This window comes from Enterobacter sp. SCRI0065, from assembly GCF_059766475.1.
Window position 1 is genome coordinate 546063 of the sequence record NZ_JCBAJB010000002.1, and the last position, 15953, is coordinate 562015.

Genomic DNA, 15953 nt, shown 5'->3' on the forward strand with positions numbered 1-15953 from the left:
TGTGAAAATATACAATTTACTTATACGAGGCGCCACGTTAGCGAGTCGCTTCGTTTTAGTTATTTTCATTGCCAGGTTTCTGACCGTTGAGGAACTTGGCGCTTATTCTTTGTTTGCGGCATCAATCAGCTATGCACTGTTTTTTGTCGGAATGGATTTTTATACTTTTTCTTCACGAGAAATCCTTTCTGTAGACAAACCAAAATGGTTTGGTATCGTTAAAAATCAATTTAGTTTTTATATATTGTTTTATTGTTTCAGCTTCCCACTAATATACTGTTTATTCTATTTTGGTTTTTTGCCGGAAAAAGTAGTTATCTGGTTTTATTTGATCTTAGTCGCTGAGCATCTTTCTCAGGAGTCAATGCGTCTTCTTGTCGTTCTTAACAAGGCATTTGTCGCGAATATTTCCTTATTTATTCGTTCTGGTTTATGGGTTTATGTTGCTGTTACGCTCATGTTTTTCGACGTCGGATTGCGAGAAGTCTACGTCATATTGACTCTGTGGTTCGTGGGGTCAAGTTTATCTGTATTATTTGTTATTCCAGAGATTCTCCGTTTGAGACGCAGTGCTTTAGCTACACCTCAAAAAATTGATTATGGCTGGATGTGGTCGGGTGTAAAGATTGCAGCGCCATTACTCGTAGGTACTTTAGCACTTCGATCGCTTTATATTATAGATAGGTATTCTTTAAATTACTTTTCTGATCTTGCCGCTGTCGGGGTATATTCTTTTTACTCAAGTTTCGCAAGTGCTTTATTGGCATTTGTTGATGCGGCTGTTGTTATGCAAATTTACCCTAAAATTGTCAGATCGGTTAAAGATAATGACTTTGAGAATTTGAGGGAGTATAAGAAAAAATTCATTAAATCTGTTTCAATTCTTAGCCTAGGGTTGTTTTGTATTCTCCCAGCGGGGGTTTATGTTTTACTTCTATGGATGGGGAAAACAGAGTATATTCATTACTTCCCACTCATCGGTATATTGATGCTCAGTAGCATCATTTATAGTTTTGCACTTTTGCCTCACTACGAATTGTATGCTCATAATGAAGATAAAAAAATAATATCTTCTTCTATTCTGGCGGCTATCGTAGGTGCAATAACAATGCCAATTGGCGCATACTATTGTGGCGTATATGGTGTGGCAGTAGGGCAAGTATTAGCTGTTATCTTCCTTTATATCTACAAAATTATACTTTTAAAAAAGAGTAAGCTTTATGCCTAAAAATATCTGTGTCGTCGTGCCCACTTGCAACGGTGGTGAAATCTGGGAACAAGCGGCATTGCAGCTTTCAGCCCTGACAAATGACTCAGTTTTCGTTGTGACGATTGATTCGGAGTCTACTGACTCGACGAAGATAACGTCAAAAAAGTATGGTTTTGAAGTTTTGGATGTTAAAAGAGCGGAATTCAATCATGGTGGAACACGTAATATTGCCGCCCGCTACTGTATTGATAAATACAGCGCAGAGCTAATAATATTCTTGACGCAAGACGCTATTTTACAAGCACCAGAGCAGGCAATCGCTCAGATTGAAGCGAAATTTGAGCAAAACCCAGCTCTTTCTGCATTGTACGGAAAGCAGCAACCCCATGATAATGCGAACGTTATCGCGCAGCATGCACGCTATTACAATTACAGAAATGCATCATATGTAGCCACACCTGAGAACTATAAATCGATGGGTTTGAAGGCTGTTTTCTTATCGAACTCTTTTTCAGCATACAGGGCTGAAATTTTCACATTGCTTGGTGGTTTTCCTGAAAATACCATCCTCTGTGAGGATATGTTTTACGCAGCACGCTCAATTCAAAATGGTTACGCGATAGGTTATTGTCCTGAAGTAGCAGTTAAACACTCTCATAACTATACGCCTTCTGCTGAGTTTAAGCGCTATTTTGATATTGGTGTTTTTCACTCCTGTGAACCGTGGATTAGTGAAAAATTTGGTGGGGCGGGCGGTGAAGGCAAAAAATTTCTTATTTCAGAATTCAAATATTTACTGAAGCACAATCCACTCTACCTCATCCCAGCTTGCATCAATAACGCTATGAAAATAGTGGGTTATAAGCTTGGGAAGAATTTTGCTAAATTATCTCCTGCACAGCGTAGGTCATTTAGCATGCATAAAGCATATTGGAAATAGGGGATTAAGTGAGCAGAGTTATGACATCGTCACGCACCTTTTTTTATACTAAATGCACTGTTGCTTTAGTGGATTTTATTACCATTGTATTACCATTCTTTATCGCATTAGGTATATTGGATTTCTTCACCGGGAACTTGCCAAGATTTATCCCACAAGGTGAGTTTGATGACCGTGTCATTACCCATATCTCTTTGAGTGCGATTTGTATTGGATGGTTTTGGATCCGATTGAGACATTACTCCTACAGAAAGCCGTTCTGGTTTGAACTAAAAGAGTTGCTTCGTACATTAGTTATTTTTGCCATCATTGAATTGTCCGTTATCGCGTTTTCAAAGTGGCAATCTTCGCGGTATCTGTGGGTGTTGACGTGGACTATTGCGATGATAATCGTGCCCATTGGGCGAGCGCTGTCACGCAAGATTCTTGACAGGCTCGGGTGTTGGAAGAAAACCACCGTCATTATTGGGACAGGTAAAAATGCTGTCGATGCTTGTCTGGCGTTGCGCAGCGAAGAAAGCCTTGGATTTAACGTTGAGTATATGTTCGGCAGCTCACCAGGCCACGCTGAACAAATGGAAGGTATTACATTTATCAGTGATGAGGCTTGGTTACTCTCACATTTTGACGATAAAGTGGTTCAATTTGTTATCGCTGTTGAATCTGATGAGTCAGATATCCGCGACTATTGGCTTAAAACGTTTTCGATGCACGGCTTTCGCCATGTTTCAGTCATCCCGACCACCCGCGGATTGCCGCTTTATGGTACAGACATGGCATTTTTATTTAGCCATGAAGTAATGATTTTACGTGTTAATAATAACCTCGCGAAGCGAACTTCGCGCTTTGTAAAACGTTCTTTCGACATTGTATGCTCATCGTTGATAATTCTAGTGAGTTCTCCGCTTCTCGCGTATTTATATTACAAAGTCACGCGTGATGGTGGTCCCGCTATTTACGGACATATGCGAGTGGGGCGTCATGGGAAATTATTTCCATGTTATAAATTCCGATCAATGGTTTTAAACTCACAAGAAGTGTTACAACAACTCCTTGATTCCGACCCACAAGCCCGCGAAGAATGGGATCGTGATTTTAAACTAAAAAATGATCCACGTATTACGCCTGTCGGTCGTTTCATACGTAAAACTAGCCTTGATGAGTTACCACAACTGTTCAATGTTTTTAAAGGTGAAATGAGTCTTGTTGGGCCACGCCCAATTATTTCTGAAGAGCTTGCACGCTACGACAGCAATGTCGATTATTACCTTATGGCTAAACCCGGTATGACGGGATTATGGCAGGTGAGCGGTCGTAATGATGTGGATTATGATACCCGCGTCTACTTTGATAGCTGGTATGTCAAAAATTGGTCCTTGTGGAACGATATTGCCATTCTGTTCAAAACTGTAAAAGTGGTATTACATCGTGATGGTGCATATTAATGCACCCAAAACTGAATGATTAATGCGTTTAGTACCACTTAAAGACGACATCAATTGCTACCTTCTGCCCTCAAACCTGAGTTAACATGTTCTTCACTTTTACCCTGTCGCCCGGCAAAGCGGCAGGTGAATTCACACCTGACAGGAGTATGTAATGTCCAAACAACAGATCGGCGTTGTCGGTATGGCAGTGATGGGGCGCAACCTGGCGCTGAACATCGAAAGCCGTGGTTATACCGTCTCCGTGTTCAACCGCTCCCGCGATAAAACCGAAGAAGTGATTGCCGAGAATCCAGGCAAAAAACTGGTTCCGTTCTTTACGGTGCAGGAGTTTGTTGAATCACTGGAAACGCCTCGTCGTATCCTGTTAATGGTGAAAGCGGGCGCAGGCACCGATGCTGCCATCGACTCCCTAAAGCCGTATTTGGATAAAGGCGACATCATCATTGATGGTGGTAACACCTTCTTCCACGACACCATTCGTCGTAACCGTGATCTGTCTGCTGAAGGCTTTAACTTCATTGGTACCGGCGTCTCAGGTGGAGAAGAGGGCGCTCTGAAGGGCCCATCCATCATGCCTGGTGGTCAGAAAGAAGCCTACGAACTGGTTGCGCCTATTCTGACTAAAATCGCGGCTATTGCTGAAGATGGCGAACCGTGTGTGACCTATATTGGTCCAGATGGTGCTGGTCATTACGTTAAAATGGTTCACAACGGCATTGAATATGGCGATATGCAGCTGATTGCTGAAGCGTATTCTCTGCTGAAAGGCGGTCTGAACCTGTCCAACGAAGAGTTGGCAGAAACGTTCACCGAGTGGAACAAAGGCGAGCTGAACAGCTACCTGATTGACATCACCAAAGATATCTTCACCAAGAAAGACGAAGAAGGTAAATACCTGGTTGATGTGATTCTGGATGAAGCCGCGAACAAGGGCACGGGTAAATGGACCAGCCAGAGCTCTCTGGATTTGGGCGAGCCGCTGTCTCTGATCACCGAGTCTGTCTTCGCTCGTTACATTTCGTCTCTGAAAGAGCAGCGTGTTGCCGCTTCTAAAGTGCTGTCTGGCCCTCAGGCAAAACTCGCTACCGATAAAGCAGAGTTTATCGAGAAAGTACGCCGCGCCCTGTATCTGGGCAAGATTGTTTCTTACGCTCAGGGCTTCTCTCAACTGCGTGCCGCGTCTGATGAGAACAACTGGGATTTGAACTACGGTGAAATCGCGAAAATTTTCCGTGCAGGCTGCATTATCCGTGCTCAGTTCTTGCAGAAAATCACCGATGCGTACGCTGAAAATGCAGACATCGCAAACCTGCTGCTGGCACCATACTTCAAGCAAATTGCTGACGACTATCAGCAAGCGCTGCGTGACGTTGTGGCATATGCCGTACAAAACGGTATTCCGGTTCCGACTTTCTCTGCAGCCGTAGCCTACTACGATAGCTACCGTGCAGCAGTGTTGCCTGCTAACCTGATTCAGGCTCAGCGTGACTACTTCGGTGCGCATACGTACAAGCGTACCGATAAAGAAGGTGTGTTCCACACCGAATGGCTGGATTAATCTTTATCCGTCAAAGGTAATCAGGACCCGGAGATGCTCTCCGGGTTTTTTTTATCTTAAAAATGACGATAGTTATTCGAAGTTGTCTGAATATCAGGTCGGAGCGGGTGAATCTTCCGACTGTTCCTTGACACTTCTACAAGCCAAGAGGTAAAAAGCCCAACAGTTATTGATTATCGTGATGGTCTGATGATCATCTCTACAGTTAACTCACAGAAGTCATTAGCGAATGAAAATTACAATTTCCGGTACAGGTTACGTCGGTCTCTCTAACGGTATCCTCATCGCGCAGAACCACGAAGTGGTTGCGCTGGACATCGTGCAGGCCAAAGTGGATATGCTTAACCAGAAGCAGTCCCCAATTGTAGACAAAGAGATTGAAGAATACCTGGCAACCAAGCCGCTAAACTTCCGCGCGACGACGGACAAGCAAGACGCTTACCGTGATGCGGACTATGTGATCATTGCGACGCCTACCGACTACGATCCTAAAACAAACTATTTCAATACCTCGAGCGTTGAGTCAGTTATCCGCGATGTCATTGAAATTAATCCCAATGCAGTGATGATCGTCAAATCTACCGTCCCGGTTGGTTTTACCCAATCAGTCAGGGAGAAATACGGTATTGATAACGTCATCTTCTCCCCCGAGTTTTTGCGGGAAGGGCGGGCGTTATACGATAACCTGCATCCGTCACGTATCGTGATCGGTGAGCGCTCTGAGCGCGCAAAGCGCTTTGCAGCGCTATTGCAGGAGGGTGCTGTGAAGAAAGATATCGCCGTAATATTCACCGACTCCACCGAAGCGGAAGCCATCAAGCTGTTTGCTAATACGTATCTTGCCATGCGCGTGGCGTACTTCAACGAGCTGGACAGCTATGCCGAAAGCCTGGGTCTGGACAGTCGTCAGATTATTGAAGGGGTGTGTCTCGATCCGCGTATCGGTAATCACTACAACAATCCTTCGTTCGGTTACGGTGGCTATTGTCTACCAAAAGATACGAAGCAGCTGTTGGCTAACTATCAGTCGGTCCCGAACAACCTTATCTCAGCGATTGTTGATGCTAACCGTACCCGTAAAGATTTTGTCGCGGATTCGATTCTTTCCCGAAAACCTAAAGTCGTTGGTGTCTATCGCCTGATTATGAAGAGTGGTTCGGATAACTTCCGCGCCTCATCCATTCAGGGGATTATGAAGCGAATCAAGGCGAAGGGCGTGCAGGTAATTATTTACGAACCTACGATGAAGGAAGATGAGTTCTTCCACTCACGCGTTGTGCGCGACCTGGATGCATTTAAAAAAGAAGCTGATGTGATTATCTCTAACCGTATGGCCGAGGAACTGGCCGATGTGACGGACAAGGTTTACACCCGCGATCTGTTTGGTAGCGATTGATACTGTCATTCAACCTATGACGAACATGCCCGGCCTAAACCGGGCATTGTTGTTTTTAGACGTTGTAGAAATCGCGATACCAGTGCACGAAGTTTTTCACTCCATCTTTCACCGACGTCTGTGGCTTAAAGCCGATAACGTCATACAGTGCTTGCGTGTCGGCACTGGTTTCCAAAACGTCACCCGGCTGCATTGGCATCATATTTTTAACGGCTTCTACGCCGACAGCTTCTTCAAGCGCAGTAATGTAATCCATCAGTTCAACAGGTGAGCTATTACCGATGTTGTAAACTCGATACGGCGCGGAGCTGGTTGCCGGTGAACCTACTTCAACGGTCCAGTTAGCGTCTGCCTGAGGAATAACATCCTGCAGACGGATAATTGCCTCGGCGATATCCTCGATGTAGGTGAAGTCACGCTTCATCTTGCCGAAGTTATAGACGTCGATGCTCTTGCCTTCAATCATCGCTTTGGTGAATTTGAACAGTGCCATATCCGGGCGGCCCCAGGGTCCATAAACCGTAAAGAAGCGCAGGCCAGTGGTCGGCAGATCATACAAATGCGAATAGGTGTGCGACATCAGCTCGTTGGCTTTTTTGGTCGCGGCATAGAGCGATACGGGATGGTCAACCGAATCATCGGTAGAGAACGGCATTTTACGGTTCAGGCCGTACACAGAGCTGGAAGAAGCATACAGGAGATGCTGCACTTTGTTGTGACGACAGCCTTCCAGCACGTTCAGGTGGCCAATCAGGTTAGCATCGGCGTAAGCGTGAGGATTCTCAAGCGAATAACGCACGCCTGCCTGGGCTGCCAGATGAATAACCCGATCAAATTTCTCGTTGGCAAAGAGGGCTGCCATACCGTCACGATCGGCCAGATCGAGTTTATGAAAGGTGAAATTTTCAGAAGTCAGCTGATCCAGACGGGCTTGCTTCAGGCTAACGTCGTAATAATCATTCAGATTATCAATGCCAATGACCTGATGCCCTGCTTCCTGCAGACGTCCGCTGACGTGGAAGCCGATAAAGCCTGCTGCCCCAGTGACTAAAAATTTCATATCCATCCTCTTCAGTAACAAAATCGCTAAACGAGTAGTAAAAATCTATGATGTTCATCATACCCTTAAGCGTTTACTTCGTAAAACTTCACTGCTTAGACGATAAGTCATCGGATTCTTATAGAAAAATTGCTAACAATCGATACACTACATAAATAATATTTTTGCGCTTTAACTGTTAAAGGATTGTATGTCCCAGAATAACAACAACGTGGTCAACCGAAGCAATGACCCGGAGCAAATTGATTTAATTGATTTAGTTCTGCAAATTTGGCGTGGGAAGTGGACAATTGCTGCTTTTATCGCCATCGCGATTGTACTTGCTGGTGTTTACATTACGATTGCAAAGGAGAAATGGACCTCTACAGCAATTATCACTCAGCCTGATGCGGCGCAAATTGCAACCTACAGTAATGCCCTGAATATTCTTTATGGTGGCGCAGCACCTGGTATGCTGGACACGCAAAGTCGTGTCATTGCTCGTTTTAACTCGGCTTTCTCGGCATTGTCTCAGACGCTGGACAATCAGGAAGCACCTGAAAAGTTAACGATTGAAGCAGCGGTTAAAGGGCAAGCGATGCCTTTAAGCGTTTCCTACGTAGGCGAAACGGCAGAAGACGCGCAAAAACAGCTGGCGCAGTATATTCAGTTGGTTGACGAGCAAACGGCTAAAGAACTTAGCGTTGACCTTAAGGACAACATTAAGCAGCAGATCACAACCTTGAACGACTCTCTGGGTAACCAGGAAAAAGTCGCTCAGGAACAGAAAGACCTGCGTATTAAGCAGATTACAGAGGCTATTAAGTTTGCTGAGGCGGCAAAAATCACCACGCCGCAACTCCAGCAAACTCAGGATGTCACTCAGGACACCCTGTTCCTTCTGGGCAGCGTAGCATTGAATTCGATGATTCAGAATGAAAGTTCGCGACCTCTGGTCTTTTCTTCAGCGTATTACCAGACCAAACAGAATTTACTGGATATCGAAAACCTGAACGTCGATCCGGCGACTATTCATGTGTATCGTTACGTGATGAAACCGGACTTGCCGATTCGTCGCGATAGTCCTAAAAAAGCTATTGCTTTGATTCTGGCCGTTCTGTTGGGCGGGATTATGGGTTCTGCTGTTGTGCTGGGGCGTAATGCGCTTCGTAGCTACCAAAATAAAAACTGATAATCATTTCGAAAAAAAGACCGGGTTTCCCCGGTCTTTTTTTTATTTGTGTCGCTTGCGTAAATTCTCAATGACCGCCGTCAAATCCAGTTCCTGATCCTGTAGCAGCACCAGCAGGTGATATATCAAATCAGAGGCTTCATTGGTCAGTTCATCGCGATCGTTAACGGTTGCGGCCAATGCGGTTTCAACCCCTTCTTCCCCGACCTTTTGCGCGATGCGCTTAGTTCCACTGGCATATAGCTTCGCCGTGTACGAGCTTTCCGGGTCAGCGGTTTTGCGCTCTGCAAGCAGTTGTTCCAGTTGATACAGGAACAACCACTGGTGGCTCGCGTCACCAAAGCAGCTGGTGGACCCCAAATGGCAGGTCGGGCCGATAGGGTTTGCCAGTACCAGCAGGGTATCGTTATCGCAATCAGGGGTGATGCTAACCACGTTCAGGAAATGGCCAGAGCTTTCGCCTTTGGTCCATAAACGCTGTTTAGTGCGAGAGAAAAAGGTGACTTTCCCACTATCGAGCGTTTTGCTCAGCGCTTCCTGGTTCATATAGCCCAGCATTAACACTTCACCAGAAACGGCGTGTTGGACTACTACCGGCAATAATCCGTCCGTTTTTTCCCAATCCAGCTGCGTGCGTTGTTGCTCAGTTAACATAACCTCATCTCCACGCCCTGAGTCGCCAGGTACGTTTTTAACTCACCAATATTAATAATCTGCTTGTGGAAAACCGACGCAGCCAGCGCGCCGTCAACGTCCGCGTCGCGGAAGGCTTCTACGAAGTGCTCCATCGTTCCCGCGCCACCAGAAGCGATAAGCGGCACATGGCAAACTTCACGTACTTTCTTCAGCTGTTCCAGGTCATAGCCGTTACGCACTCCGTCCTGGTTCATCATATTCAGGACAATTTCTCCCGCACCGCGCTTTTGCACTTCCTGTACCCAATCCAGCGTTTCCCACTGTGTGACGCGGGTGCGGCTTTCATCGCCGGTATATTGATTGACGTGATATTTACCGGTAGCAGCGTCATACCAGGTATCGATACCGACCACGATGCATTGCACGCCAAAACGATCGGCAAGGCGAGTAATTAACTCAGGATCCGCCAGGGCAGGGGAGTTGATGGAAATTTTGTCTGCGCCGAAAGTCAGGATTTTCGCGGCATCTTCTACAGACTTAATTCCTCCAGCTACACAGAACGGAATATCGATCACTTCAGCTACGCTGGCAACCCAGCTTTTATCCACAACGCGACCATCGCTGGAGGCGGTGATATCATAAAACACCAGTTCGTCAGCCCCTTCCTCTGCGTAGCGTTTCGCCAGAGGAACGATATCGCCGATAATTTCGTGATTGCGGAACTGCACGCCTTTAACAACCTGACCGTCACGCACGTCAAGACAGGGGATTATCCGTTTTGCCAGCATTGAATCGCCTCCGACACCGTAAATTTTTCTTCCAATAGAGCACGACCCACAATGACCCCGCGTACGCCGGTACCGCGCAGGGCCGCGATGTCATTCAAATCACCAATACCACCCGATGACTGGAACGCCACCTGCGGATAACGTGCGCAGACTTCTTCATACAGCGAGACGTTTGAGCCGGCCAATGTGCCGTCACGTGAGATATCCGTACACAGCACGTGCTTCAGCCCGACAGGCAGATAGATATCAACCAGCGCTTCAAGCGTCAGGCCGGAATTTTCCTGCCAGCCGCTCACCGCGACCTGCTTGTTACCTTGCTCGTCGATGCGTACGTCCAGGGCAAGCACCAGAGCATCGGCACCAAAGCGGCGAAACCAGCCTTTGACTCTCTCCGGATCCTTAACCGCCGTGGAGCCAACCACTACGCGCGCCACGCCAGCGTCAATCAGAGCCGCGACATCCTCTTCAGTGCGTACGCCGCCGCCAACCTGCACAGGCACGTTCACGCCAGCAACCAGCTTTTTCAGCAACGCAATCTGTCGCCTGGCCGGATCTTTTGCTCCGGTCAGGTCGACCAGATGAAGAATTTCCGCGCCTTGAGCTGCGTACTCCTGCAGACGTGGTAGCGGATCGTTACCGTAGTCGCGCTGCTGGCCGTAATCGCCCTGATGGAGACGGACAACCGTACCGTCGATAAGATCTAACGCAGGAATAATCATCACATCTCCAGAAAGTTTTTCAGCAGCTGCGCACCGGCGGCACCAGAGCGTTCCGGGTGGAATTGCACGCCAAAGAAATTATCTTTGTTTACCGCAGCGGTGAAGGCTTCGCCGTACTGACATTGCGCAATGGTCCAGGTATTGACCGGCATCGCGTAGCTGTGCACAAAGTAAAAATACGATCCGTCTTCGATACCCCGAAACAGTCGGTCGCCAGCCTTCGGATAGACTCGGTTCCAGCCCATGTGCGGTAACGGCAGACCGTGGTCCGTCATCTTTGGCACGTCCTCTTCGATAATGCCCAGCAGATCAACGCCATTGCTCTCTTCACTGCGCCGTCCCAGCAGTTGCATACCCAGGCAAATCCCCAGTACCGGTTGAGTGCAGGCTTTAATCAACTCCACCAACTCGCGCTCGTGTATTTGATCCATTGCGGCCTGGGCCGTTCCCACGCCCGGCAGAAACAGCTTATCTGCACGAAGCACAACGTCAGGATCGCGGCTCACAATGGGTTCATAGCCGTGACGCCCGATGGCGGATTTAACCGAGTTCAGGTTGGCGCATCCGGTATCCAGAATCACCACGTTCATCACAGCACTCCTTTTGACGAGGGCAGCGTGTCGCCATCCACGCGAATGGCCTGACGCAGCGTGCGGCCAAACACCTTAAACAGGCTTTCGACACGGTGGTGATCGTTCTTACCTTTCGTTTTCAAATGCAGCGTTACGCCCATGGTGTAAGAGAGCGAACGGAAGAAGTGCTCAACCATTTCGGTGCTCAAATCGCCCACGCGCTGGTAGGCGAAATCGGCTTTATATTCCAGGTGTGGGCGACCAGAGATATCCAGCGCACAGCGTGCGAGGCATTCGTCCATCGGCAGTACAAAGCCAAAACGATTAATCCCACGCTTGTCACCTAAGGCCAGTTTCAGAGCTTCGCCCAGCGCCAGGCCGGTATCTTCGACGGTGTGGTGATCGTCAATGTAGAGGTCGCCCTTAACGTTGATCTCCATGCGAAAACCACCGTGGGTGGAAATCTGGTCCAGCATGTGATCAAAAAAGCCCACGCCGGTGTGGATCTTGCTGCCGCCTTCGCGGTCCAGCCACACCTTAACGTCGATCTGCGTCTCTTTGGTATTACGTTCGACATGGGCATAACGGTCGCGTTTGGTCAGCTGTTCGCCAATCATTGCCCAGTTCAGTTCGGTGCGGTTAAAACGCAGACCCTGAATGCCCATATTCCCGGCCAGTTCGATGTCGGTGGCGCGATCGCCAATCACGTAGCTGTTGGTTTTATCCAGCGCATCTTCAGCAAGATAGCGCTCTACCAGCTTCACCTTCGGCTTACGGCAGTCGCAGTTATCGGCGGGAAGATGCGGGCAAATCAGCACTTCATCAAATGCAACACCTTGTGAAGTCAGAATTTGCATCATCAGATTGTGCGGGCCATCAAACTCCGCCTGCGGGAAGCTGTCTGTTCCCAGACCGTCCTGGTTGGTGATCATCACCAGCTTAAAGCCCGCTTTTTGCAGCTTGAGCAGGACAGGAATGACGTCAGCTTCAAAGGCCAGCTTGTCGAAACGATCGACCTGATAATCACTCGGTGGCTCGGCAATTATGGTGCCGTCACGATCGATAAAGAGATACTTCTGGCTCATACTTTCTCCGCTTTCAGGGCGTCAATAACGCGCTGGCTCTCGTCACGGGTGCCAATGGTGATACGCAGGCAGCCGCTTAAAGAAGGTTGTTTATTTTGGTCTCGTAAGATAATGCCCTGATCCCACAACGATTTGAATACGGCGCTGGAAGCGATAAAGCGCACCAGGATGTAATTGGTCTCTGAATCAAACACCTGCTCTACGCAGGGGATGTCTTTCAGAGCCTGCACTAAATATTGCCGCTCGACCAGAATCTGCGCCACGCGCTCGCGCATTGCATTAATGCCCAACGGCGCCAACGCCTGCGCAGCGATGTCGGCAACAGGAGTCGAAAGCGGATAGGGGGCGATAACCTTCATCAGCAGGTCGATCACTTCCTGATTGGCAAGCGTAAAGCCGCAGCGTAAACCTGCTAGCGCAAAGGCCTTCGACAGTGTACGCAACACGACCAGGTGCGGGTACTCATCCAGCCAGCCTGCAAGCGTAGCCTGCGGACAAAACTCAATGTACGCCTCGTCGGCGACCACCAATGCTTTGCCGCGAGCCATCTCCAGCAGGGTGCGGATGTCCTGAGGATCCACGATTTGCCCGGTCGGGTTGTTTGGGCTGCACACGAAGATGACCTTAACGCCGTCGAGCTTTTCGGCAATGGCCGGAAGATCGAGCTGCCAGTCGTCGAGCGAGAGCACATTGCGGCACTCGACGCCGAAGGTTTCGGCGCTGACGCTGTACATGCCGTAGGTCGGCTGACAGTAAAGCACAGCGTCTTTACCCGGCTCGCAGAACGCGCGAATCAGCAGCTCAATACCTTCATCGGCCCCACGGCTCACCAGCACTTGCTCGGGCTTCACGCCGGCATACTGCGCATAGTTTTCTATGACCGCTTTTGGCTGGCACTCTGGATAGCGGTTCAGCGTCTGCTGTGAAAGCTCAAAGGAGACCGCCGTCGGGAATTCATTGGCGTTCAGCCAGACGTCACCGTTACCGCCCAGGCGGCGAGCGGATTGATAGGGCGTCAATCTGCGCACGTTTTCACGGGCTAATTCTTCGATGCTCATGCTTGCTCCTTCAGGGCTGCAACGCGCAGCGTAACGGCATTTTTGTGGGCGGTGAGGCGTTCTGCAGCAGCCAGCGTTTCGATAGTCGAAGCCAGTGATGCAAACCCTTCGCGCGACAGCTCTTGCACGGTCATGCGTTTCTGGAAATCGGCCAGGCCCAGGCTTGAACAGGTCGACGTGTAACCATAAGTGGGCAATACGTGGTTAGTGCCGGAAGCATAGTCGCCAGCAGATTCTGGTGACCAGTCGCCCAGGAAGACCGATCCCGCGCTGGTAATGCTATCAACCAGATCGCGCGCGCGGCGAGTCTGAATAATCAGGTGCTCCGGACCGTACTGGTTGGAAATCTCAATACATTGTTCAAGATCTCTGGCCACGATCAGGCGGCTGGCAGAAAGCGCCTGACGCGCCGTCTCCGCACGCGGTAGTTCGGCAAGCTGACGTTCGACTGCTTCACCGACGCGCGTTGCCATTGAGGCATCTGGCGTCAGCAGAATGACCTGTGAATCCGGTCCGTGTTCCGCCTGTGACAGCAGATCGGAGGCGACAAAATCAGGCGTTGCACCGCTATCCGCAATCACTAATACCTCAGACGGACCGGCAGGCATATCGATCGCTGCGCCATCCAGGCGCTGGCTAACCTGGCGCTTGGCTTCGGTGACAAACGCGTTGCCCGGTCCGAAGATTTTATCGACTTTCGGAACAGACTCCGTTCCAAAGGCCAGTGCAGAAATTGCCTGCGCGCCGCCGACTTTAAAGACATCCTTTACCCCGCACAGCTTTGCGGCATACAAGATTTCATCTGCAATGGGTGGGGGAGAGCAGAGCACAACCTTTTGACAGCCAGCAATACGCGCGGGTGTTGCCAGCATTAAGACGGTTGAAAACAGAGGCGCAGAGCCGCCCGGAATATAAAGTCCAACGGAGGCGACAGGGCGGGTGATTTGCTGACAACGTACGCCTGGGCGCGTTTCAATATCGACGATGGGTAATATCTGCGCGGTGTGGAAAGCATCGATATTCTGAACCGCGACGGCCATCGCCTGTTTGAGTTCGTCGCTCAACCGATCGCTGGCATCATCGATCTCCTGCGCGGTCACTTTCAGCGCGCCGACGTCAGTTTTATCAAACTTTGCGCTGTACTCGCGCAGCGCGTCATCACCACGGGCTTTCACGTTATCCAGAATCTCCGCCACGGTGCGGGTAATGCTTTCAGACGCCGAGATAGCAGGGCGCATCAACAGTGCTTGCTGCTGGTCCTGGCTACAGTTATTCCAGTCGATGAGGGTGCTAAAGCTCATGGTGGTTACTCCATCATCTTCTCAATTGGCAGCACCAGAATGGAGCTTGCCCCCAACGCCTTCAGTTTTTCCATCGTTTCCCAGAACAGGGTTTCGCTGCTGACCATATGCATGGCCACACGCTGCTTATCGCCCGCAAGTGGCAGAATCGTCGGGCGCTCAGCACCGGGTAACAGGGCAATCACTTCATCCAGACGTTCGGTTGGCGCGTGCATCATGATGTATTTCGATTCGCGAGCCTGAATGACACCCTGAATACGGGTCAACAATTTGTCGATCAGTTGCTGTTTGGCTTCAGGCATTTCGCCATCGCGCTGGATAAGACACGCTTTAGAGCGATAGATCACTTCGACTTCACGCAGGCCGTTAGCTTCAAGCGTAGCCCCGGTTGATACGAGGTCGCAGATAGCATCAGCCAGACCCGCGCGCGGAGCCACTTCGACGGAACCGTTCAACAAACAAGATTTAAACTGCACGCCCTTTTGATCCAGGTAGCGTTTGAGCAGGTGAGGATAAGAGGTGGCGATACGCTTACCGTTCAGCGCAGCCGGGCCATCCCAGGCTTCGTCAACGGCGGTGGCCAGCGACAGGCGGCATCCGCCAAAATCAAGACGACGCAGGGTAAAGTAGCGCGGGTCTTCGCCCTGGGCGCGGCGGTTCAGCAGTTCTTCTTCCAGCACGTTTTCGCCAATGATACCGAGGTCCACTACGCCATCCATGACCAGGCCAGGGATGTCGTCATCACGTACGCGCAGAATATCGATAGGCATGTTCTCTGCCAGGGCAATCAGGCGCTGGGTGTGTAAATTAATTTTAATTCCGCAGCGAGCCAGCAGTTCGCGTGAATCATCACTCAGACGACCTGATTTCTGCATAGCTATGCGTAAACGTGTGTTATCTAACATTCTTTTGTCCTCGTTATCCTGTTTTAATCTGTCTGAATACGATCCAAAAAAAAGCCCCCGGAAGATGATCTTCCGGGGGCTTTTCTTGCGTTCTCGCACCACTGGA

General features: G+C 49.3%; 15 protein-coding genes and 1 other annotated feature (1 of these 16 only partly in view). Of the genes, 6 read left to right on the plus strand and 9 right to left on the minus strand.

Annotated elements, in window-relative coordinates; translation table 11 throughout:
* The first annotated feature begins 1 nt into the window (after nucleotide 1).
* From AC6EMZ_RS08415 to ugd, 5 genes are all read left to right on the plus strand, one after another.
* Nucleotides 2-1228: a lipopolysaccharide biosynthesis protein gene (locus AC6EMZ_RS08415; protein WP_498401995.1), complete on the plus strand. Its 1227-nt coding sequence runs from the start codon at nucleotides 2-4 to the stop codon at nucleotides 1226-1228.
* Complete coding sequence (locus tag AC6EMZ_RS08420; protein ID WP_498401996.1) at nucleotides 1221-2150, plus strand: glycosyltransferase family 2 protein; 930 nt, start codon at nucleotides 1221-1223, stop codon at nucleotides 2148-2150. The genes AC6EMZ_RS08415 and AC6EMZ_RS08420 overlap by 8 nt, the downstream gene beginning before the upstream one ends.
* Before the next feature lie 20 nt (nucleotides 2151-2170).
* Entirely contained in the window at nucleotides 2171-3595 is a 1425-nt protein-coding gene (wbaP, locus tag AC6EMZ_RS08425; protein WP_498401997.1) for an undecaprenyl-phosphate galactose phosphotransferase WbaP, read from the plus strand.
* 154 nt (nucleotides 3596-3749) lie between these two features.
* Nucleotides 3750-5156, plus strand: coding sequence for an NADP-dependent phosphogluconate dehydrogenase (gene gnd / locus AC6EMZ_RS08430; protein ID WP_498401998.1), 1407 nt, complete (start codon nucleotides 3750-3752; stop codon nucleotides 5154-5156).
* 229 nt (nucleotides 5157-5385) lie between these two features.
* Nucleotides 5386-6552 (plus strand): UDP-glucose 6-dehydrogenase, encoded by a 1167-nt coding sequence (gene ugd, locus AC6EMZ_RS08435; RefSeq protein ID WP_498401999.1) that lies wholly within the window; start codon nucleotides 5386-5388, stop codon nucleotides 6550-6552.
* A gap of 55 nt (nucleotides 6553-6607) precedes the next feature.
* On the opposite strand, the gene AC6EMZ_RS08440 is transcribed toward ugd, so the two are convergent.
* Nucleotides 6608-7612 carry an NAD-dependent epimerase gene (locus AC6EMZ_RS08440; RefSeq protein ID WP_498402000.1) on the minus strand — a complete coding sequence of 335 codons (1005 nt, stop codon included), beginning with the start codon at nucleotides 7610-7612 and terminating at the stop codon, nucleotides 6608-6610.
* Nucleotides 7613-7802: 190 nt separating this feature from the next.
* On the opposite strand from AC6EMZ_RS08440, the gene wzzB reads away from it, so the two are divergent.
* Nucleotides 7803-8783 carry an LPS O-antigen chain length determinant protein WzzB gene (gene wzzB / locus AC6EMZ_RS08445; protein WP_498402001.1) on the plus strand — a complete coding sequence of 327 codons (981 nt, stop codon included), beginning with the start codon at nucleotides 7803-7805 and terminating at the stop codon, nucleotides 8781-8783.
* Nucleotides 8784-8825: 42 nt separating this feature from the next.
* Here wzzB and hisIE read toward each other — a convergent pair whose 3' ends face one another.
* Genes hisIE through hisG form a run of 8 tightly spaced genes read right to left on the minus strand, consistent with a single transcriptional unit; the run spans nucleotide 8826 to nucleotide 15847 of the window.
* Complete coding sequence (hisIE, locus tag AC6EMZ_RS08450) at nucleotides 8826-9437, minus strand: bifunctional phosphoribosyl-AMP cyclohydrolase/phosphoribosyl-ATP diphosphatase HisIE (RefSeq protein WP_498402002.1); 612 nt, start codon at nucleotides 9435-9437, stop codon at nucleotides 8826-8828.
* Nucleotides 9431-10207: an imidazole glycerol phosphate synthase subunit HisF gene (hisF, locus tag AC6EMZ_RS08455; RefSeq protein WP_498402003.1), complete on the minus strand. Its 777-nt coding sequence runs from the start codon at nucleotides 10205-10207 to the stop codon at nucleotides 9431-9433. The genes hisIE and hisF overlap by 7 nt, the downstream gene beginning before the upstream one ends.
* On the minus strand, nucleotides 10189-10926 hold the full coding sequence (gene hisA, locus AC6EMZ_RS08460) for a 1-(5-phosphoribosyl)-5-[(5-phosphoribosylamino)methylideneamino]imidazole-4-carboxamide isomerase (RefSeq protein WP_498402004.1): 738 nt from the start codon (nucleotides 10924-10926) through the stop codon (nucleotides 10189-10191). Before hisA ends, hisF begins: the two co-directional genes overlap by 19 nt.
* Nucleotides 10926-11516 (minus strand): imidazole glycerol phosphate synthase subunit HisH, encoded by a 591-nt coding sequence (hisH, locus tag AC6EMZ_RS08465; protein ID WP_498402005.1) that lies wholly within the window; start codon nucleotides 11514-11516, stop codon nucleotides 10926-10928. The genes hisA and hisH overlap by 1 nt, the downstream gene beginning before the upstream one ends.
* Nucleotides 11516-12583 carry a bifunctional histidinol-phosphatase/imidazoleglycerol-phosphate dehydratase HisB gene (hisB, locus tag AC6EMZ_RS08470; RefSeq protein WP_498402006.1) on the minus strand — a complete coding sequence of 356 codons (1068 nt, stop codon included), beginning with the start codon at nucleotides 12581-12583 and terminating at the stop codon, nucleotides 11516-11518. Before hisB ends, hisH begins: the two co-directional genes overlap by 1 nt.
* Nucleotides 12580-13641 carry a histidinol-phosphate transaminase gene (hisC, locus tag AC6EMZ_RS08475; RefSeq protein ID WP_498402007.1) on the minus strand — a complete coding sequence of 354 codons (1062 nt, stop codon included), beginning with the start codon at nucleotides 13639-13641 and terminating at the stop codon, nucleotides 12580-12582. The genes hisB and hisC overlap by 4 nt, the downstream gene beginning before the upstream one ends.
* Nucleotides 13638-14942: a histidinol dehydrogenase gene (hisD, locus tag AC6EMZ_RS08480; protein ID WP_498402008.1), complete on the minus strand. Its 1305-nt coding sequence runs from the start codon at nucleotides 14940-14942 to the stop codon at nucleotides 13638-13640. The genes hisC and hisD overlap by 4 nt, the downstream gene beginning before the upstream one ends.
* Before the next feature lie 5 nt (nucleotides 14943-14947).
* Nucleotides 14948-15847 (minus strand): ATP phosphoribosyltransferase, encoded by a 900-nt coding sequence (gene hisG / locus AC6EMZ_RS08485; protein WP_498402009.1) that lies wholly within the window; start codon nucleotides 15845-15847, stop codon nucleotides 14948-14950.
* Nucleotides 15848-15892: 45 nt separating this feature from the next.
* Nucleotides 15893-15953, minus strand: a sequence feature (His leader region) (it continues 62 nt past the right edge of the window).